Origin of the sequence: Streptomyces sp. NBC_00582, assembly GCF_036345155.1 — a bacterium.
Taxonomy (GTDB): Bacteria; Actinomycetota; Actinomycetes; order Streptomycetales; family Streptomycetaceae; genus Streptomyces.
The window spans coordinates 2,731,206-2,750,058 of record NZ_CP107772.1; the positions used below are offsets into that span (position 1 = coordinate 2,731,206).

The window sequence follows — 18,853 nt, forward strand, 5'->3', positions numbered from 1 at the left end:
TCATGATGACGCGCGTAGACCATGGCATGTCAATGACAAGTCGGAGGATTTTCCCGTCAAGTCCGTTGAGTTTTCGGGGATTTAACCCGCGGCTAGCCGTTCGCCCCGTCCTCCTCCGGGAGGGCGTACGACCCGTAGCGCGGGCGCCCGTCGAACGCGTACGTCTGGATGGAGACGCCGGCGCCGGTGACCCGCCCGCCGGTGCGGCGGAACGCCGTCGGGACGGCGCCGTCGGCGAAGAAGCGGCGGCCGGTGCCGAGGACCACCGGGAAGCTCAGCAGGTGGAGCGTGTCGACCAGGTCCAGGGCCAGCAGGGACTGGACGAGCGCGCCGCTGCCGTGCACCTGGAGTTCGCCGTCGGTGTTCTCCTTCAGCGCCGTGACCTCCTTGGCGAGGTCGCCGCCGAGGACCGTGGTGCCGGCCCAGCCCGGGTCGATGAGCGTCGAGGAGGGGACGTACTTCGGCAGGGCGTTCAGCTTGCCGGCGACCGGGTCGGCGGGGTCGGTCACCTTCGGCCAGAACGAGGCGAAGATGTCGTAGGTGCGCCGGCCGAGGAGGAACGCCCCGACGCCGCCGAAGACCTCGTTGATGAACGCGCCGAAGTCGTCGTCGCCGTACGGGAAGCTCCAGCCGCCGTGCTCGAAGCCGTCCCGGGTGTCCTCCTCGGGCCCGCCGGGGGCCTGGTAGACGCCGTCGAGGGTGACGAAGATGGTGGAGACCAGCTTGCCCATGGCGGGTGCCTGCTTTCTCGCGGGGGGTCTGTTGTCATCACCTCAGACCCCGCCGGCACCCGCAACTCATCGGTGCGCCCGGACTCAGCCCACGTTCGTCGAGAACAGTCCGCCCGTCGGCCCCTGCTTGTCGCCGCCCTGCGCCTTCTTCAGGGCGTTGGCGAGGCTCTCGATGGTGAGGGACTGCAGGATGACCCGGCCGTTGCCCTCCAGGGTGGCCAGGGAGAGGCCCTCGCCGCCGAAGACCGCGTTCATGAGGCCCTGGCGGTTGAGTCCGCCGACGCGCTGGACGCCGTACTGGATGCCCTCCTCGAAGGCGACCACGCAGCCGGTGTCGACCTCGACGCGGCCGCCGAAGTCGGCCGGGTTCAGGTCGATGAAGTTCCCCGCCCCGGCGATGATCACCGTGCCGTGCCCGGTGAACTTCTCCAGGACGAAGCCCTCGCCGCCCTTCATGCCGGTACGGCCGCCCTGGAAGGCGATGCCGAAGTCGACGGTGGACTCCGCGGCGACGAAGGCGTCCTTCTCGGCGAACCACGCGCGCGTGCCGTTCAGCTCCAGGGCGCGCATCTCGCCCGGGAGCACGCCCGCGAAGCCGACGGTGCCCTCGCCGCCCTGGGCGGTGAAGTACTGGAACGCCAGCGACTCGCCCGCGAGGGCGCGCTGGCCGACCTGCATGGCGGTGCCCATGGCCTGGCGCAGCATGCCGCCCATGCCGCCGCCGGCGCCGCTCTGCGTCTGCCGGCCGTCGCTGCCCGCGGGGCCGCCCAGACGGGTCTCCATGGTCACGTTCGTGGTCTTGAACAGGAACTTTCCGGCTTCGCAGTACACGGTCTGGCCGGGGGCGAGGTTGACGACCGCCATCTGCATGGCGTTGCCGACGATGTCTTGCTTCAGGGTCACAAGGAGAGAACGCGGGAGGTGGAGGGAAGAGTTCCGCTCGCCGGGTGTGATCTGGGGTCGGCGTCCGTTGGTGCGGCCACGGCGCTGCGGCCGGTCCGCGAGGGCGCGGACGTGGCGGGTGACATACGTGGAGGTCAGCCGCCCAGTTCCTGGTGGCGGGCGGTCAGCGTGGTCGCCCCCGCTTGCGTCAGGGAGCCGTGCAGGCGGAGGCGGGAGATTCCGCCGTCGGGGTGGATGTCCACGCGCGCGTGGGTGGCGACGGCCGGGGCCGGGAGGGCGAAGCGGTGGTTGGTGTCGGGCTGGAGGCGGGTGCGCGGCAGGATCTCGGTCCACTCGCCGTCCTCGCCGTCCCGCACCGAGACCGAGGCCCAGCCGGCGCTGTTGCCCTTGAGGTACGCGGTGTCGATCTCCACGGCGCGGATCACGGACTGGGCGACCAGGCGGTAGCGGATCCAGTCGTGGCCCCGGTCGCGTCGGCGGCGGGTCTCCCAGCCGTCGTCCATCCGGCGGGAGCGGCCGGGGCGGATCGTGTTCGACGGGGGTGAGTAGAAGCGGTCGGAGGCGTCCTCGGCCCGGCCGCCGTTCTCCAGGGCGACCACGTCGAAGGTGCCGAGGAGCTCCAGCCACGCGGGGTCCGGTACGACGTCGCCGTGGACCCGGAGGCGGGCGATGCCGCCGTCGGGGTGCTGGTTGACGCGCAGGTGGGTGAAGCGCTGTTCCACCGAGACGGCGAACCCGTTCGCCGCGTGGCCGCCCACGGGGGTGCGCGGGACGAGGGTCGTCCACTTCACGTCGTCGCCGAGGAGGTCCTCCGGGGAGGGGGTGCCGGGGACGGACGTGCCCTCGACCGAGACCGCCTGCGGGTAGTTGCCGCGGAAGTGGGCGGTGTCGACGACGATCCCGCGGATCACCCCGGGGGCGCCGAGGCGGACCAGGGCCCAGTCGTGGTCCCCGGCCGTGGGCCAGGGGTGGTCGGCACCGGCGCCCCGGCGGCGGCGGGTCTCCCAGCCGTCCATGATCTTGCCCTTGTGGCCGAAGCGCTCGGGGTCGAACTCGGCGCGGTGGGGCAGCAGCAGGTTCTCCCGCTCGGCGAAGAACTCGTCGTTGGCGGCGATGACGGCGGCGCCGAGCCGCCGGTCGGCGAGATCGGCGAGGTGGGTGAAGGGGAGGTCGGCGGTGCGGTAGTCCGCGTACGGGTCGCCGCCGCCGTAGGGGTTCGCGTCGCCGGTGAACGTCGGTATCGCTGCCACGGGGTGTGCCTTTCGGGATCGGCCGGTGCGGGTGGGTTCAGTGGGGGCGGGTGAGCAGGGCGCCCTTCGGTGCGGTGAATTCGCCGTCCGCGACGATCCGTTCGCCGCGCAGCCAGGTGGACCTGACGACGCCGTACAGGGTCCGGCCGGCGTACGCGGTGACCCGGTTGCGGTGCTGGAGCGACGCGGGGTCGACGGTGAAGGCGGCGTCGGGGGCGAGGACGGCGAAGTCGGCGTCCTTGCCCGCCTCGATGGCCCCCTTGCGGGCGTCCAGGCCCACGAGCCGCGCGGTGTTCACCGCCATCCAGCGGACCACGTCCTCCAGGCCGTGCCCGCGTCGGCGGGCCTCGGTCCAGACCGCCGCGAGGCTGAGCTGAAGGCCGGAGATGCCGCCCCAGGCCGTCGCGAAGTCCTCGGTCTTCAGGTCGGCCGTCGACGGGGAGTGGTCCGTGACGACGCAGTCGAGGGTGCCGTCGGCGAGGGCCTGCCAGAGCAGGTCCTGGTTGGCGGCCTCGCGGATGGGCGGGCAGCACTTGAACTCGCTGGCGCCGTCCGGGACCTCCTCGGCGGTGAGGGTGAGGTAGTGGGGGCAGGTCTCGGCCGTGATGCGGACCCCCTCCGCCTTGGCGGCCGCGATCAGCGGCAGCGCGTCGCTGGAGGACAGGTGCAGCACGTGCACGCGCGCGTGGAGGCGTTTCGCCCGCTCGATCAGCGCGGCGACGGCCGTGTCCTCGGCGGCGCGGGGGCGGCTGGCCAGGAAGTCGGCGTAGCGGGGGCCGCCGCGCTGCGGGGCGGCGTCGAGGTGGTGCGGGTCCTCGGCGTGGACGATGAGCAGGCCGTCGAAGCCGGCGATCTCCGTCAGCGAGCGGGTCAGCGCGTCCTGGGCCAGGTGCGGGAACTCGTCGACGCCGGAGGGCGACAGGAACGCCTTGAAGCCGAAGACGCCGGCGTCGTGCAGCGGGCGGAGGTCCTTGACGTTGTCGGGCAGGGCGCCGCCCCAGAAGCCGACGTCGATGTGCGCCTTGTCGGCGGCGACCTCCCGCTTGACGCGCAGGTGGTCGACGGTCGTGGTGGGCGGGAGGGAGTTCAGGGGCATGTCGACGAGGGTGGTGATGCCGCCGGCCGCCGCCGCGCGCGTGGCGGTCCAGAAGCCCTCCCAGTGGGTGCGGCCGGGGTCGTTGACGTGCACATGTGTGTCGACCAGGCCGGGCAGCAGGACGTCGTCCCCGAGGTCCTCCACCCGGGCCCCGGCGGGGACTTCGGCGTCGTACGGCAGGACGGCGGTGATCGTCCCGTCGGACACGGCCACCGAGGCGGCGCGCGTCCCTTCGGGAGTGATGACGCGCGTCGAGCGCAGCACCAGTTGAGCGTCGGACACCCTGACCCCTCTCTGCCGCCGTTTACTTCCGCGTAACGGAATTCAACGTTCTGTTGAAGGAGTCTTCCTCCCGGGCTCGCGCGCCGTCAAGGGCGCCCCCTTTCAGAGTGCCCCCACCGTCGCCACTCTGGATGTTTTCATGAAGTGGAAATAACATTCCAGCAAGCAGAACGTAGCGACGCGCCACCGAGGAGTCAACCGACCGCCGGGTAGGCTTCAGCTCTTCCCGCCAGAGCTCTTTCCGCCAGTGTCGAAAGGAACGCGCCGTGCCGACGTCGAGCGCCCGCACCTCCGACTCCGCCCGGTCCGCCGGCGGAGGGGTCCAGTCCCTCGAGCGCGCCTTCGACCTGCTGGAGCGGATGGCGGACGCGGGCGGCGAGGTCGGGCTGAGCGAGCTGTCCGCGAGCAGCGGGCTGCCGCTGCCCACCATCCACCGGCTGATGCGCACCCTGGTCGTCTGCGGGTACGTCCGTCAGCAGCCCAACCGCCGCTACGCGCTCGGCCCGCGGCTGATCCGGCTCGGCGAGTCGGCGTCCCGGCTGCTCGGCACCTGGGCCCGGCCGTATCTGGCGCGGCTGGTCGAGGAGACCGGTGAGACGGCGAACATGGCGCTGCTCGACGGGGACGAGATCGTCTATGTGGCGCAGGTGCCGTCGAAGCACTCGATGCGGATGTTCACCGAGGTGGGGCGCCGGGTGCTGCCGCACTCCACGGGGGTGGGCAAGGCACTGCTCGCGGGGTTCCCGGACCCCGAGGTGCGTGCCCTGCTCGCCCGTACGGGCATGCCGGCCGCCACCGAGAAGACGATCACCACGCCGGAGGGTTTCCTCGCGGCGCTGGCGGACGTGCGGCGCGCGGGCTACGCCGTCGACGACAACGAGCAGGAGATCGGTGTGCGCTGCCTCGCGGTGTCGGTCCCCGACTCCCCCACCGCGGCGGCCATCTCCATCTCCGGCCCCGCGGGGCGCGTCACGGAGGCCGCCACGGAACGGATCGTGCCGGTGCTGCAGCAGGTGGCGGCCGAACTGGCCCAGGCCCTGGCGAACTCGGGCTCGGCGCTCTAGCGAACGAGCGGCCTCGGGCTCGGCGGTCCAGCGAGCGGCCTCGGGCTCGGCGGTCCGCAGACCGGCTCCGCGGCCTCGGGGCGGCGGCCCTCAGACGGCTCCGCGGCGCAGTGGCCGAGCGGCCCAGGGGGTGGCGGCGAGGGATCCGGGACGGGACGGCCCGCCGGCCCTGCGTCCGGGAGCGCACCTCGGGGTTCCCGGCCGGTCGGCGCTAGGCGGAAGCGCGCCCCGAGGCGGAAGCGCCCACGAAGGCCTTCGACCGGTCGGCGCCACCGCGGAAACGTGCCCCAAAGGTCCTGCGCTGGCGGCCCTACGGCGGAAGCGCGCCCCGAAAGCCTTCGATCGGCCGGTCGGCGCCCTCGCGGAAACGCGCCCCAAAGGTTTTAGGCTGGCGGCGCTACGGCGGAAGCGCGCCCCGAAAGCCTTCGATCGGCCGGTCGGCGCCACCGCGGAAACGCGCCCCAAAGGTCCTTCCGCCGGTCGGCCCTACGGCGGAAGCGCACCCCGAAGGCCTCGACCGGGCCGACCCCACCGCGGAAACGCGCCCCGCAGGTCTTCGGCCGGTCTACGGCGCGCGGCGCCCCCGACGTCCAGGGCGCCTCAGCGGCGTGGCGGCTCGCCGAACCGGTTGACCGCGTCCCGCACCTCGCTGAGGCCGCGGGCGAGGGCGCTGACCGAGCCGATGGCTCCGGCGATGAGGAGCAGGGAGCGGCGCAGGTGCGGTATCTCGGGGGCGCCGCCCGATGCCATGGCGTCGAGGGCGGCGAGTTCCTCCTCCGCGATGTCCCGGTCCGGGAACTCCGCGGGGTGTGCGGCGAGTTCCCGGCGCAGCCGGGACACGGCGGAGCGCAGCTCCACCACCCGCGGGTCCTTGTCGCTGCCGGTCACAGGCCTCTGCTCCACGCTCCGCAACACAGTCCTCCCCCTCGCACCCCGTTGTGCGCGTGCATGTTCCCGCGCCGGGTGTCGGTCGGACCCCGGACGGTGCGGGCGCCCAGTTAACGCCACCTCGGGCCGCGGGCGCCAGTCCGCTGCGTCACCGACTTGCTGCGCAGCGTGATCCGCCGGGTGTCACCGGTGTGCGGTATGCAGGATCCATGACGTACGACGTGGACGAGGTCGCCGGCCTGCTGCTCGCGGCCGGGGGCGGGCGGCGGCTCGGGGGGCGCCCGAAGGCGCTGCTGACGTACCGGGGACGGCCGTTGGTGGAGCATGCGGCGGGGGTGCTGCGGGCGGCCGGCTGCGCGCGCGTGCACGTGGTGCTGGGGGCCGCCGCCCAGGCCGTACGGGAGCGGGCGCGACTGGAGGGGTGCGTGCTCGTGGAGAACCCGGAGTGGGAGGAGGGCATGGGCTCCTCGCTGCGGGCCGGGCTGGACTCGCTGGCCGGGACGGGGGCGCGGGCGGCGCTGGTGTCGCTCGTCGACCAGCCGGGCATCGGACCGCAGGCGGCGGCCCGGGTGCTCACCGCGTACACGGGCGAGAGATCCCTGGCGGCCGCGGCCTACGACGGGGTGCGCGGCCATCCCGTGCTGTTCGGGGCGGCCCACTGGGCGGGCGTGGCACACGGCGCGCGAGGCGACCAGGGGGCGCGCGCCTATCTGAAGGCGCACGCGGCCGACCTGATCCTTGTCGAGTGCGGGGACGCGGCCCTCCCGTACGACATCGACACACCCGAGGATCTCGCCCTGCTCCGCCCCGGCCCGGAGGCGCCCTGACATCCACATCCATTGAACTTCCACGATGAGGAAACTAGTATCCACTTTCACCAGGGCACCCGGTGCCACGCTCGCTGAAGGAAGTGACCGCTCATGTCCGCACCAGCGCCGTCCCCGCTGGCCATCGTCGACGCCGAGCCCCTGCCGCGCCAGGAGGAGGTCCTCACCGAGGCCGCGCTCGCCTTCGTGGCCGAGCTGCACCGGCGGTTCACCCCGCGCCGCGGCGAACTCCTCGCCCGGCGCGCGGAACGCCGCGCCGAGATCGCCCGCACCTCCACGCTCGACTTCCTGCCGGAGACCGCCGCGATCCGCGCCGACGACTCCTGGCGGGTGGCCCCCTGTCCCCCCGCCCTGGAGGACCGCCGGGTCGAGATCACCGGCCCCACCGACCGCAAGATGACCATCAACGCCCTCAACTCGGGTGCCCGGATCTGGCTCGCGGACTTCGAGGACGCCTCGGCGCCCACCTGGGAGAACGTGATCCTGGGCCAGGTCAACATGGCCGACGCCTACACCCGTGCCATCGACTTCACGGACCCGGCGAGCGGAAAGTCGTACGCCCTGCGGCCGAACGAGGAGCTCGCGACGGTCGTCATGCGCCCGCGCGGCTGGCACCTCGACGAGCGCCACCTGGTCGACGCGGACGGCACCCCGGTCCCCGGCGCCCTCGTCGACTTCGGCCTGTACTTCTTCCACAACGCGCAGCGGCTGCTCGACCTCGGCAAGGGCCCCTACTTCTACCTCCCGAAGACGGAGTCGCACCTGGAAGCCCGCCTGTGGAACGAGGTGTTCGTCTTCGCGCAGGACCACCTCGGCATCCCGCAGGGCACCGTCCGCGCCACCGTCCTGATCGAGACGATCACGGCCGCGTACGAGATGGAGGAGATCCTCTACGAACTCCGCGACCACGCCTCGGGGTTGAACGCGGGCCGCTGGGACTATCTGTTCTCCATCGTGAAGAACTTCCGTGACGGCGGGCCGAAGTTCGTCCTCCCGGACCGCAACGCGGTCACGATGACGGCCCCGTTCATGCGCGCGTACACCGAACTCCTCGTGCGCACCTGCCACAAGCGCGGCGCGCACGCCATCGGCGGCATGGCGGCCTTCATCCCGTCCCGCCGGGACCCGGAGGTCAACAAGGTGGCCTTCGAGAAGGTCCGCGCCGACAAGGACCGGGAGGCCGGCGACGGCTTCGACGGCTCCTGGGTCGCCCACCCCGACCTGGTCCCGATCGCCATGGAGTCCTTCGACAAGGTCCTCGGCGACCGGCCGAACCAGAAGGACCGCCTCCGCGAGGACGTCCACGTCGAGGCCGCCGAGCTGATCGCGGTCGACTCGCTGGACGCACGGCCCACGTACCCGGGTCTGGTCAACGCCGTGCAGGTGGGCATCCGGTACATCGAGGCCTGGCTGCGCGGTCTGGGCGCGGTCGCCATCTTCAACCTCATGGAGGACGCGGCCACCGCCGAGATCTCCCGCTCGCAGGTCTGGCAGTGGATCAACGCGGGCGTGGAGTTCGAGAACGGTGAGAAGGCCACCCCCGAGCTGGCCCGCAAGGTCGCCGCCGAGGACCTCGACACCCTCCGCGCCGAGCTGGGCGAGGAGGCCTTCGCCGCCGGTCACTGGCAGCAGGCCCACGACCTGTTCCTGGAGGTCGCCCTCGACGAAACCTACGTCGACTTCCTCACCCTGCCCGCGTACCGGCGGCTCAGGGGCTGACGCTCACTGCGGCCCGTCCGAGTGGCCCAGGGACTTCCCCGGGGCCACTCGGTCGCGGACGAGCCGCTTGACCGCCGTCGGCTCCGGGAAGCCCTGCTCACGGCGGTCCCACACGACCTCGTCGTTCACCCGCACCACGAACACCCCGCCGGTGCCGGGCTTCAGCGCCAGCTCCGTGAGCTCGGCCTCGAACGTCGTCAGCAGCTCCTGCGCCAGCCAGGCCGCGCGCGGCAGCCAGCGGCACCGGGTGCAGTACTCGATCTCCACGCGGCGGACGTCGCTCATCCGAGGTGCACCGACCAATCCTGTTCCGCCGCCGGCTTGCCGTGCAGGTCCGGGACCCGCTTGAGCCAGCCCGGACGGCCCTGCTGGGTACGTGCCGCCCGGAGGGCCTCCTCGGCGGCGAGTTCCTCCCGTGAGGGGAAGTCGGTGGGGAGCCAGGCAGCGGAGGCCCGCACGCGGGCGTGGAGGTAGTCCACGTACGCCGTCCTGATGTCGTCCGGCGTCGCGAAACCCTCCTCGCCGTACAGCCAGGCGTCCGGGACCTCGGCCACGATGTCCCGCAGCAGCTCCCTGGTCACCCTCGGCGCGAGCTCCGCGTCGGCGGCGCGCACGTCGGGGCCGTAGTGCCCGAGGGCGTGGTGGCGGAAGTCGTAGGCCTTCGCGGGGTCGGAGGCGTCCCAGCGGTGGTGGAAGACGAGGGCGGCGCCGTGGTCGATCAGCCACAGGCGCGGCGGCACCGTGCCGAGGGTGGGCCAGACCATCAGGTTGGAGCTGTGGACCGTACGGTCCACGTTCACCGTGAGGGCGTCCAGCCAGACGACCTTCCCGGCCTCTCCCGGATCCACGGGGAAGGCTTTCGCCACCTCGGGGGTGAAGTCCTTCGCGCCCGGCAGGAAGTCCATGCCGAGGTTGAGGCCCGCGCTCGCGTGGTGCAGGTCGCGCACCTCCTGGTGGGGCTCGTCGTCGGCGATCGCCGGGTCGAAGTGCACCAGGACCAGCTCGGGGAAGCGCAGCCCCAGCGCCCGCGCCAGCTCGCCCACGATCACCTCGGCGACCAGCGCCTTGCGGCCCTGCGCGGAGGCGGTGAACTTCACGACGTAGGTGCCCAGGTCGTCGGCCTCGACGACTCCGGGGACGGAGCCGCCGGACCGCAGGGGGGTCACGTATCGAACGGCAGTCACTTCGCGCAGCACACAGGCCACCCTAGTGCCCCGGCAGGCAACGTTTGCCCCGTCGCGACGCCCGGCACGCCCTCACGACGCCGCTCCTCGACGGGCAAACGTTGCCTGCCGCGGCACCAGTTCAGATCATGTACAGGCCAGCGGGTTCGGGAGCGGGAGGTAGCGGGCGTCGGCGCCGTCCGCGCCGGTCCAGCGCAGCAGCAGGTTCGTCTTGGCGGGCAGGGTGGGCGCGGTGAGCAGGGCGTCGGCCTCGGGCAGGCCGTGGCGGGTCAGCTCGCGGCGGGCGGCGGGCCACGGGTCGAGGCCGGGGTGGCGCTCGACGAGGACGGCGGCGATCTCGACGAGGTGGTTGACGACCAGGCAGTACACCAGCCGTTCCCAGCCGGCCGCCCGCTCCACGTCGGTGAGGAGCTTGACGCCCTCGGCGTCGCGGAACAGCGCCTGCACCGGCACACCGGCCGCGTCGACGGCGACCAGCGTGTTCTGCAGGTGCGCCTCGAGGACGACGCCGTGCTCGGCGAAGACCGTGAGCGCGGGCGGTACGACGGCCCGCAGATACGCCTCCCACCAGGCCTCCGGGTCCGTCACGGCGTCGAGCGGGCTGCCCCCGAACCCCTCCGTGAGGCCTGCGGCGAGCAGCGGGGTGGCGCCGGGCGGGAGCGGGCCGCGCAGGCCGTCGCGGACCAGGACGGCCAGTTCCTCGAAGGCGAAGGACGCGGTGCGGTAGCCGCGGTCGCTCAGCCAGGCCGCCGGGCCGTCGAGGGCGGCGAAGGCGCGGGCGACGGCGGTGTCGGTGCGGCGCAGCTTCAGCAGATCGTGGCGCCACAGCCGGCGCACGTCGTTGGTGATGCGCACGTCCAGGCTGAACTTCAGGAACAGGTCGCGCTCGGGCGCGTACACGGTGCGCACGGCCGCCGTCGGCCAGGCCTCGAAGGAGGTCGTGCCGAGCCGCAGGAGCCGGCCGTCGGCGAACGCGGGGGCCAGTTCAGGGGCCATCAGGTCGAGCTGCCAGGGGTGGGCGGGCAGCAGCCGGTAGCCGGGCGGGGCCTCGCCGAGCGCGTCGAGGGCGGAGGTGTCGCCCTCCTCGACGACCAGGTCCGTTCGGACCGCGAGCAGGGCGAGCGGGAAGCGTGCGTACGCCTCCGGGGCGTACGGCAGCCAGCCCGCCACCGGGCCGCCGCCGCGCGCCTTGGGGGCCGGGTGGTGGGGGTGGCCGGTGACGAGGGACTGCTCGGAGCGCAGATAGACGTCGGCGGGCGGCGTGGCACGCGCGCGTGCGGCGAGCAGCGCGGCGACGGCGTCCCGGCTGTCGATCATCTCCCCGGGCAGCTCGTGGTTGGACAGGCCGGTGTGCCGACGCAGCTCCTCGGCGACGAGTTTGACCAGTTCGGGGTGGCCGAGCGGCTGCCAGCTGTCCGCCGTGCGCAGCTCGGGCGCGGCGGGGCGGCGGGTGCCGCGCACGCGCAGCAGCCGGCCGGTGCCGGGCAGCCGGTACACCCGTGTGCCGTCCGGCCCCCCGGGCTCGGGCAGCGGTTCGGCCACCTCCCGCAGGAGGCAGTTGAGCAGGGGCGCGAGGGCGTAGGCGTCGGCGCGCCCGGCGAGCCGGAAAATGGGGTCCACGCGATCCACTGCTTCCTCACGGTGTTGCTGAGCCCGGGTCCGCCGGGCCCGGTTCTGCTGGGCGGAGATGATCAGTATCGCTGGCGTCACGGTCCCTCCGTGACGCACGTACCCGCACCCCGAGGAGCCCACCCGTGGACCGACCGCCCACCGTCGAGGCCGAGGTGGCCGCCGAACTCGCCGCGCTGCGTCCGGACCTCGTGGCCCGGTTCGCGGCGGCGTTGCCCGGCGCCCGGGCGGCCGTGCTGACCCGGCTGTGGCGGGCCCTCGCCCATGAACCGCTGCCCTGGATCACCCGGCGGGACCGGGGCGGGGAGGGCCTGACCCTGCTGCTGGCCGACGGGCGCCGGCTGCACGGCCCGCACCCCGACCCGTACGCGACCGCCGGGTATGTGACGGACGTACGGCTGGACGGGGTGGCGTACGACGATCCCGCACGGCTGACGGCGGAGCTGGCGGTGCCGAACGGCAGCGGTTTCGCGGCCGAACTCGGCGACAGCGTGGCGTCGCTGGCGCTCTCGCGGGCCGGTCAGGAGCCCTCCACGCACGCCGAGGAGTGGCCGGTGCACGACTGGGAGTGGGAGCAGCGGGTGGTCGACGGGCATCCGTACCACCCCACCTGCCGGTCCCGGCCCGGGTTCTCGGTCGCCGAGCAGCTCGCGTACGGTCCGGAGCACCGGCCGGTGGTGCGACTGGGGCTGGTACCGGTGCCGGCCGGGGAGTGCCTGGTGTCGGGGGTGTGGCCGCAGGAGCTGCGGGACGGGGAGCGGCTGTGGATCCCGGTGCATCCGTGGCAGGCGGCGCATGTGCTCAAGCGGTCCTGCGAGCGGGAGCTTCCGGCGCGTCCGCTGATGTCGCTGCGCACGCTGGCGCTGCCGGGCGGGCGGCATGTGAAGACCTCGCTGAGCGCCCGGCTGACGTCGTCGGTGCGGGACATCTCGGTGGGGTCGGTCGCGGCCTCGGCGGCGCTGTCGGCGTTCGGGGAGATCCTGGCCGCGCGCACGGACGGCCTGCTCCACGTCACCCGCACCCTGGGCGCGGCCACCCCCGACTCCCCCGAACTGGCCGCCGTGCTGCGGGAGTCGCCGGCGGTGTACGCGGGGCCGGGTGAGCGGGTGGTCCCGGTGGCCGCGCTGGCCACCACCCGTCTGCCCGAATCCGCGGCCTGGACGGCGGAGTTCGCGCGGCTCGCGCTCACCGTCGGGCTGCGGCTGCTGGAGTCGGGGGTGGCGCTGGAGGCGCACGGCCAGAACCTGCTGGTCGTGCTGTCGGCCTCGGGCGCCCCGCTGCGGCTGGTCTACCGCGATCTCGCCGACATCCGCGTCGGCCCGTCCCGGCTGGCCCGGCACGGCATCACGCCGCCCGAGGGGCTGCCCGCGCGGATCCTCACGGACGACGAGACCGCGCTGCGGCGCAAGCTGTTCGGCTCGCTGGTGGCTGGCTCGCTGGCGGCCACGACGGGCGACGGCACGGCGCTGCGGACGGCGCTCGACGCCGTCGTACGGGATCTGCCGCGCACCCCCGATCTGGTGACGCTGTGCGAGCGGCCGCTGCCGGCGAAGGCGCTGACGCTGATGCGGCTCTCGCCGGGGACGGCCGGGGACCGGTGGGCCGAACTCCCCAACCCGCTGGTCCGGCAGGAGAACTGACCGGATGTCCGGTGTCCGTTCACACCGTGTCGTCGACCTCGTTTTGTGGCGGGACACCCCTGATCAATAAGATCCGCCGATGATCAGAACACAACGGCTGGCGGCGGGCGTCTGTGCCCTGCTCGCCGCGCTCACGGCCGGGCTCGCGTTCCCGGCCGGGGCGGTCGCCGACGAGACCACCGCCCTCGCGCCCAAGGTCGACCTGGTCCTCGACGTCAGCGGCTCGATGCGGACGAAGGACATCGACGGCGGGACCCGCATGGCCGCGGCCAAGCAGGCGTTCAACGAGGTGCTGGACGCGACCCCGGAGACCGTCCTCCTCGGCATCCGCACCCTCGGCGCCGACTACCCGGGCGACGACCAGAAGACGGGCTGCAAGGACACCGCGCAGCTGTACCCGGTCGGCCAGGTGGACCGCACCGAGGCCAAGGCGGCGGTGGCGACCCTGTCCCCCACCGGCTGGACGCCGATCGGCCCCGCGCTGCTGAAGGCGGCCGACGACCTCGACGGCGGCACCGGGTCCAAGCGGATCGTGCTGATCAGCGACGGCGAGGACACCTGCGCCCCGCTCGACCCGTGCGAGGTGGCGCGGGAGATCGCCGCCAAGGGCATCGGCCTGACCATCGACACCCTGGGCCTGGTGCCCAACACGAAGATGCGGCAGCAGCTCAGCTGTATCGCCGAGGCCACCGGCGGCACATACACCTCGGTCGAGCACACCGACGAACTCACCGACAAGGTCAACCAGTTGGTGGACCGGGCGGCCGACCCGGTGGTGACGCCGGTCGCCACCGAGGGCGCGGACTCCTGCTCCAAGGCGCCCACGCTGAAGTCGGGTCTGTACACCGACCGCGAGGAGTTCGGCCAGGAGCGCTGGTACCGGGTGGACGTCGAGCCGGGCCAGGAGCTGCGGGCCTCGGTGAGCGTGGCGGCGGACCGGGCGATGAACCCGGACTACGGGGTGCTGCTGCGGGCGGTCACCGTGCACGGCCGGGAGATCGTGCGCGGTGAGGCGGCGGGCAACGGCCGTACCGACGTCGTCTCGACGGGTCTGCGCTACCCGAGGGCGGAGAGCGACGACGAGGACGCGCCGGCCGAGACCGTGTGCCTCCAGGTGACGAACTCCTTCTCGGCGGGCGCCGGGGTGAAGACCACCCCCGGTATGCCGGTGGAGCTGACCGTGGACGTGGTCGACGCGCCGTCGCAGGCGAGCGACGTGGCCTCCTTCGGGCTCGGGCGCGGCTGGTGGCTGCTCGGTCTGCTGGTGCTGGTCGGCTTCCTCGCGGGTCTGATCTGGGGCTGGCTGTCGCGCTGGCGTGTCGCGGTCTGGAGGACCAACTGATGCGGATCCAACCGATGAGGATCACTCGAGTGCTGGGCGGCGCGCTGCTGGCGCTGGGACTGGCGGCCGGACCGGCCGCCGCCGACTCCTCGCCCTCCGCGAGCCCGTCCGGGGAGAGCGCCGCGCCGACCTCGGCGGGCACCTCGTTCCGTACGGCGGCGGAGGTCGAGCAGGGGCAGACGGCCACCGCGAGCGCCTCCACGGGTGACTACCTGTACTGGTCGTTCGCGGCGGACTCGGGACAGCGGCCCACCGTGAAGACGGAGGTGAAGCTGCCGGCGGCGCATCGCGCCCAGACCTGGCAGATCGACGTGTACGACGGGCTGCGGCGCCGTCAGGCCTGCCAGTACGGCGCGCAGACCCGCACCGCCGCCCAGGACGCCGCCCGGGTGGAGCTGGCGTGTGTGCTGCGCACGGTGCGCGCCTGGTCGGAGCCGTGGGCGAACGACCCGCTGCCGGGCACGTACTACGTCCGGCTGACGGTCGTCGGCCTGAGCGCGGCGGACCTGGGCCAGCCGGTGAGCGCCGGACTCCAGGTCACCTCCAAGGACATCGGCGGCGCGGCGGCCGTGGACGGCTCGCTGGCGAAGCCGCTCGTCCCGGGCATCGCGGTCACATCGACGGCGGAGGACGACGATTCCTCGCCGACGGCCGTGCTGTCGAGCATCGAGCCCGACGACGGCTGGGCGTCCGGCTGGTGGTCCGACCGCTGGGTGTGGACGGGGATCGGGGCGGTGCTGGCGGCGCTGGCCGGCATCGGCGGCTACACGATGACGCGTGGTGCGGGACGCCCGCGGCAGGTGCCGCCGGGCGCCTGACCGCTCCTGACGTCCGCTCAGAAGGCCCATCACCGCCCGGTGGTGGGCCTTCGGCGTGCCTCAGCCCTCCCGCAGCGCCTTCGCGAGCGTCCCGTCCCCCGCCACGTCGATCCGCCCGGCGCGCACCGCGTCCCGCACCCCCAGCTCCCCGCGGGCGACGGCCGCGCAGGTGCCGGCGTCCAGCGCGAGCCGGGCGGCGGGCTCCCTGGGAGCGGGGCCGTCCCCGTGGACGGGGCCGTCCTGGGCGCCGAGATGGAGGTGGAACTCCCCTTCGTCCAGGCGGACTTCGAGGATCTCCCCGTCCGCCTGGCGGACGTCGGGGAAGTCCTCGCCCTCCAGCGCCCGCAGCAGGGGCAGCGCGAACCAGTGGGCGCGGACGGCGTCGGTGGGGCGGCGCTCGCCGAGCTCACCCTCGCCCCAGCGGCCCAGCGCCTGCAGCACCGGCAACAACTCCCGTCCGCGCCGGGTGAGTTCGTAGACGTAGGCCGCGCCCGGCGGGGGGAGCCGGCGGCGGGTGGTCAGGCCGTCGCGTTCCATGTCCCTCAGCCGGCCGGCGAGCACGTCCGTGCTGACGCCGGGCAGGTCGGCGTGCAGGTCCGTGTACCGGCGCGGACCCGCGAGCAGCTCCCGGACGATCAGCAGGGTCCAGCGGTCCCCGACGACGTCGAGCGCCCGGGCGGCGGAACAGTACTGGTCGTAGCTTCGACGAGGTGACATGCGACGCAGTCTAGACATGTCGTTGGACTTTCCAAGCTGGAACTTGGTAAAACCAAGCAACACACGAAACCGGAGGGGCGAGCGAGCATGGAGTTCCGGCAGTCGAACAAGCTCAGCGAGGTCTGTTACGAGATCCGCGGCCCGGTGGTCGAGCACGCCAACGCGCTGGAGGAGGCAGGCCACAGCGTGCTGCGCCTGAACACCGGCAACCCGGCGCTCTTCGGTTTCGAGGCGCCGGAGGAGATCCTCCAGGACATGATCCGGATGCTGCCGAAGGCGCACGGCTACACCGACTCGCGCGGCATCCTCTCCGCCCGCCGGGCCGTGGCCCAGCGCTACCAGACGCTCGGCCTGGAGGTCGGCGTCGACGACGTCTTCCTCGGCAACGGCATCTCCGAGCTGATCGCGATGGCCGTGCAGGCGCTGGTCGAGGACGGCGACGAGATCCTCATCCCCGCCCCCGACTTCCCCCTGTGGACGGCGGTGACCACCCTCGCCGGCGGCAAGGCGGTCCACTACCTCTGCGACGAACAGGCCGACTGGTACCCGGACCTGGACGACATGGCGTCGAAGATCACGGACCGCACCAAGGCCGTGGTCCTGATCAACCCCAACAACCCCACCGGCGCGGTCTACCCCAAGGAGATCGTCGAGGGCATCCTCGATCTGGCCCGCCGGCACGGTCTGATGGTGTTCGCCGACGAGATCTACGACCAGATCCTGTACGACGACGCCGTGCACCACTCGGCCGCGGCGCTCGCCCCCGACCTGGTCGTGCTGACCTTCTGCGGTCTGTCCAAGACGTACCGGGTGGCGGGCTTCCGCTCGGGCTGGCTGGTGGTGACGGGCCCCCGGCAGCACGCCCGCGACTATCTGGAGGGCCTGACCATGCTGGCCTCCATGCGGCTGTGCGCCAACGCGCCCGCCCAGTACGCCATCCAGGCCGCGCTCGGCGGCCGCCAGTCGATCCGCGACCTCACCGCGCCGGGCGGCAGGCTGCACGAGCAGCGCACGGTGGCCTGGGAGAAGCTCAACGAGATCCCCGGCGTCTCGTGCGTGAAGCCGAAGGGCGCGCTGTACGCGTTCCCGCGCATCGACCCCAAGGTCCACCCGATCCACGACGACGAGAGGTTCGTCCTGGACCTGCTGCTCCAGGAGAAGATCCAGGTGGTCCAGGGCACGGGCTTCAACTGGCCCACGCCCGACCACTTCCGCATCCTGACCCTCCCGCACGCGGAGGACCTGGAGACGGCGATCGGCAGGATCGGGCGGTTCCTCAGCGGCTACCGGCAGTAGGGCGCCGGGACGCCCCCACGGACCGGACGGCCGAGGCTTCCCCCGTACACGCGCGGACCGCGCCGGCCGTTCTCGTGTCGTCCGCCGCTGATCGCTGCCTTACGCTGACAGATGTGGGCGATCTCCTCCTCGTCCGGCACGGTGAGACCGAGTGGTCGCGGTCCGGGCGGCACACGGGCTGGACGGACGTTCCGCTGACCGAGCACGGGCGGGACGAGGCCCGGCGGCTGACCTCGCTGGTCGGGTCGCTGCGGGTCGGCGCCGCGTACGTCAGCCCGCTGGAGCGGGCCCGGGAGACGGCGGAGCTCTCCGGCCTGCACGGCGCACGGGTCGACCCCGATCTGCGGGAGTGGGACTACGGCGGGTACGAGGGCGTCACCACCGCCGAGATCCAGCGGACCCGGCCCCACTGGTTCCTGTTCGACGACGGGGTGGCGCCCGGTCCGCCCGAGCACCCCGGGGAGACACCCGCGCAGGTCGGCGAGCGGGCCGACCGGGTCCTCGCGAGGGTGCTGGGGGCCGGTGCCGACGGGGAGGTGGCGCTGGTGGCGCACGGGCACTTCCTGCGGGTGCTGACCGCCCGCTACCTCGGGCTGGATCCTTCGGCCGGGGCGCTGTTCCGGCTCGCCACGGGCACACTGGGCCGGCTGGGCACGGAGCACGGGCGGCCGGTGATCGCCGCCTGGAATGTCAGACCCGGGTCGTAGCCTTCGAGTGGGCCCGCCGCAGGGCGGGGCACCAGGGCAGGACTCGACAGGGGGGACGCCATGACCCGACCGCCGACCGCCGCGCAACGGCGGGTGATCGACGCCGCCGAACCCGTCACGGGCCGGCTCCGGGGGACCCGGGCCCAGCTCGCGGCGCTGGTGGGCCGGGGGCTCGCCTTCCGCCATCCACGGCCGCCGCACGACCACTTCCTGACCCCGGCGGGCCACCGGATACGGGAGGCGGGGGCCGGGCCGGGAGCCGGGGAGGCGCCCGCCCCCGAGCCCGCGCGGGAGGAGACCGGCAGCGGGGTGTTCGCCGCGCGGGTGGGGGGCGAGGAGGCCGTCGGGGCGGACGGTCCGGCCCGCGCGCGTGAGGTGCACAGCGCCTGGCAGGGGCTGCTGGAGCTGCGCAGGATGACCCATCCGGACGGCTCGGTGGACCGGCCGTGCGGGTGGGAGCGCAGCCATCTGGTGCGGGCCGCGGCCCTCGCCCTGGAGGCCGCGGGACACCGCCCCGCCGGTCCCGACGCCGACGGCTACCGCGTCCGCGCGACCCCGCAGCCGGAGGCGGTCGCCGTGCGCGGGCCGGACGACGCGACGCTGAGAGCCTGTGCGGCGACACTGGAGAAGGCGGGCTGGCAGGTCGGCGAGCACACCGATCCCCGGACCAGAGCGCGCTATCTGCTGGCTTCCCCACGCCGAGCGTGAGGACATGCCAGGATCGATGCCCGGCGCACCGATCTCTCGTCGACGAGAAGGG

General features: G+C 73.3%; 18 protein-coding genes. 9 read left to right on the plus strand and 9 right to left on the minus strand.

The genetic code is table 11. The features are described from left to right. Nucleotides 1-92: 92 nt before the first annotated feature. The 4 genes from OG852_RS11850 to allB all read right to left on the minus strand — a co-directional run bounded on the left by OG852_RS11850 (nucleotide 93) and on the right by allB (nucleotide 4,262). On the minus strand, nucleotides 93-731 hold the full coding sequence (locus OG852_RS11850) for a dihydrofolate reductase family protein (RefSeq protein ID WP_330347912.1): 639 nt from the start codon (nucleotides 729-731) through the stop codon (nucleotides 93-95). An 84-nt stretch (nucleotides 732-815) separates the two neighbouring features. Beyond that, complete coding sequence (locus tag OG852_RS11855) at nucleotides 816-1,634, minus strand: AIM24 family protein (protein WP_208117368.1); 819 nt, start codon at nucleotides 1,632-1,634, stop codon at nucleotides 816-818. Nucleotides 1,635-1,768: 134 nt separating this feature from the next. Beyond that, nucleotides 1,769-2,884 (minus strand): allantoicase, encoded by a 1,116-nt coding sequence (gene alc, locus OG852_RS11860; protein WP_330347913.1) that lies wholly within the window; start codon nucleotides 2,882-2,884, stop codon nucleotides 1,769-1,771. Nucleotides 2,885-2,921: 37 nt separating this feature from the next. Next, the gene (gene allB, locus OG852_RS11865; RefSeq protein WP_330347914.1) at nucleotides 2,922-4,262 is read right to left on the minus strand and encodes an allantoinase AllB; all 1,341 of its coding nucleotides are present in this window, start codon (nucleotides 4,260-4,262) and stop codon (nucleotides 2,922-2,924) included. Nucleotides 4,263-4,528: 266 nt separating this feature from the next. Between allB and OG852_RS11870 the strand changes: the two genes are divergently transcribed. Continuing rightward, nucleotides 4,529-5,326: an IclR family transcriptional regulator gene (locus OG852_RS11870; RefSeq protein WP_133917081.1), complete on the plus strand. Its 798-nt coding sequence runs from the start codon at nucleotides 4,529-4,531 to the stop codon at nucleotides 5,324-5,326. A gap of 600 nt (nucleotides 5,327-5,926) precedes the next feature. Here the strand turns inward: OG852_RS11870 and OG852_RS11875 are convergent. After that, nucleotides 5,927-6,241: a DUF5955 family protein gene (locus tag OG852_RS11875; protein ID WP_133917082.1), complete on the minus strand. Its 315-nt coding sequence runs from the start codon at nucleotides 6,239-6,241 to the stop codon at nucleotides 5,927-5,929. Between the two features lie 182 nt (nucleotides 6,242-6,423). On the opposite strand from OG852_RS11875, the gene OG852_RS11880 reads away from it, so the two are divergent. Both OG852_RS11880 and aceB read left to right on the plus strand, forming a co-directional pair. Beyond that, the gene (locus tag OG852_RS11880) at nucleotides 6,424-7,041 is read left to right on the plus strand and encodes a nucleotidyltransferase family protein (protein ID WP_133917083.1); all 618 of its coding nucleotides are present in this window, start codon (nucleotides 6,424-6,426) and stop codon (nucleotides 7,039-7,041) included. Nucleotides 7,042-7,134: 93 nt separating this feature from the next. Further along, the gene (gene aceB / locus OG852_RS11885; protein ID WP_133917084.1) at nucleotides 7,135-8,760 is read left to right on the plus strand and encodes a malate synthase A; all 1,626 of its coding nucleotides are present in this window, start codon (nucleotides 7,135-7,137) and stop codon (nucleotides 8,758-8,760) included. 3 nt (nucleotides 8,761-8,763) lie between these two features. On the opposite strand, the gene OG852_RS11890 is transcribed toward aceB, so the two are convergent. The 3 genes from OG852_RS11890 to OG852_RS11900 all read right to left on the minus strand — a co-directional run bounded on the left by OG852_RS11890 (nucleotide 8,764) and on the right by OG852_RS11900 (nucleotide 11,573). Next, complete coding sequence (locus OG852_RS11890) at nucleotides 8,764-9,045, minus strand: SelT/SelW/SelH family protein (protein ID WP_133917085.1); 282 nt, start codon at nucleotides 9,043-9,045, stop codon at nucleotides 8,764-8,766. Further along, nucleotides 9,042-9,956 carry a HipA family kinase gene (locus OG852_RS11895; RefSeq protein ID WP_133917086.1) on the minus strand — a complete coding sequence of 305 codons (915 nt, stop codon included), beginning with the start codon at nucleotides 9,954-9,956 and terminating at the stop codon, nucleotides 9,042-9,044. The genes OG852_RS11890 and OG852_RS11895 overlap by 4 nt, the downstream gene beginning before the upstream one ends. 114 nt (nucleotides 9,957-10,070) lie before the next feature. Then, complete coding sequence (locus OG852_RS11900; RefSeq protein ID WP_330351435.1) at nucleotides 10,071-11,573, minus strand: IucA/IucC family protein; 1,503 nt, start codon at nucleotides 11,571-11,573, stop codon at nucleotides 10,071-10,073. A gap of 125 nt (nucleotides 11,574-11,698) precedes the next feature. Here OG852_RS11900 and OG852_RS11905 point away from each other — a divergent pair, with 125 nt between their 5' ends. The 3 genes from OG852_RS11905 (at nucleotide 11,699) to OG852_RS11915 (ending at nucleotide 15,373) form a co-directional block, all read left to right on the plus strand. Next, nucleotides 11,699-13,213 carry an IucA/IucC family siderophore biosynthesis protein gene (locus OG852_RS11905; RefSeq protein WP_330347915.1) on the plus strand — a complete coding sequence of 505 codons (1,515 nt, stop codon included), beginning with the start codon at nucleotides 11,699-11,701 and terminating at the stop codon, nucleotides 13,211-13,213. Between the two features lie 79 nt (nucleotides 13,214-13,292). After that, the gene (locus OG852_RS11910; protein WP_133917088.1) at nucleotides 13,293-14,555 is read left to right on the plus strand and encodes a VWA domain-containing protein; all 1,263 of its coding nucleotides are present in this window, start codon (nucleotides 13,293-13,295) and stop codon (nucleotides 14,553-14,555) included. A 14-nt stretch (nucleotides 14,556-14,569) separates the two neighbouring features. After that, nucleotides 14,570-15,373: a hypothetical protein gene (locus OG852_RS11915; RefSeq protein ID WP_330347916.1), complete on the plus strand. Its 804-nt coding sequence runs from the start codon at nucleotides 14,570-14,572 to the stop codon at nucleotides 15,371-15,373. 60 nt (nucleotides 15,374-15,433) lie between these two features. Here the strand turns inward: OG852_RS11915 and OG852_RS11920 are convergent, their stop codons facing one another. Then, nucleotides 15,434-16,090, minus strand: a complete 657-nt coding sequence (locus tag OG852_RS11920) for a winged helix-turn-helix transcriptional regulator (RefSeq protein ID WP_133917090.1) — start codon at nucleotides 16,088-16,090, stop codon at nucleotides 15,434-15,436. Nucleotides 16,091-16,177: 87 nt separating this feature from the next. Here OG852_RS11920 and OG852_RS11925 point away from each other — a divergent pair, with 87 nt between their 5' ends. From OG852_RS11925 to OG852_RS11935, 3 genes are all read left to right on the plus strand, one after another. Continuing rightward, entirely contained in the window at nucleotides 16,178-17,386 is a 1,209-nt protein-coding gene (locus tag OG852_RS11925; protein WP_133917091.1) for a pyridoxal phosphate-dependent aminotransferase, read from the plus strand. A gap of 113 nt (nucleotides 17,387-17,499) precedes the next feature. Beyond that, nucleotides 17,500-18,093, plus strand: a complete 594-nt coding sequence (locus tag OG852_RS11930) for a histidine phosphatase family protein (protein WP_330347917.1) — start codon at nucleotides 17,500-17,502, stop codon at nucleotides 18,091-18,093. A gap of 60 nt (nucleotides 18,094-18,153) precedes the next feature. Continuing rightward, nucleotides 18,154-18,801 (plus strand): hypothetical protein, encoded by a 648-nt coding sequence (locus OG852_RS11935; RefSeq protein ID WP_133917758.1) that lies wholly within the window; start codon nucleotides 18,154-18,156, stop codon nucleotides 18,799-18,801. Nucleotides 18,802-18,853: the final 52 nt, after the last annotated feature.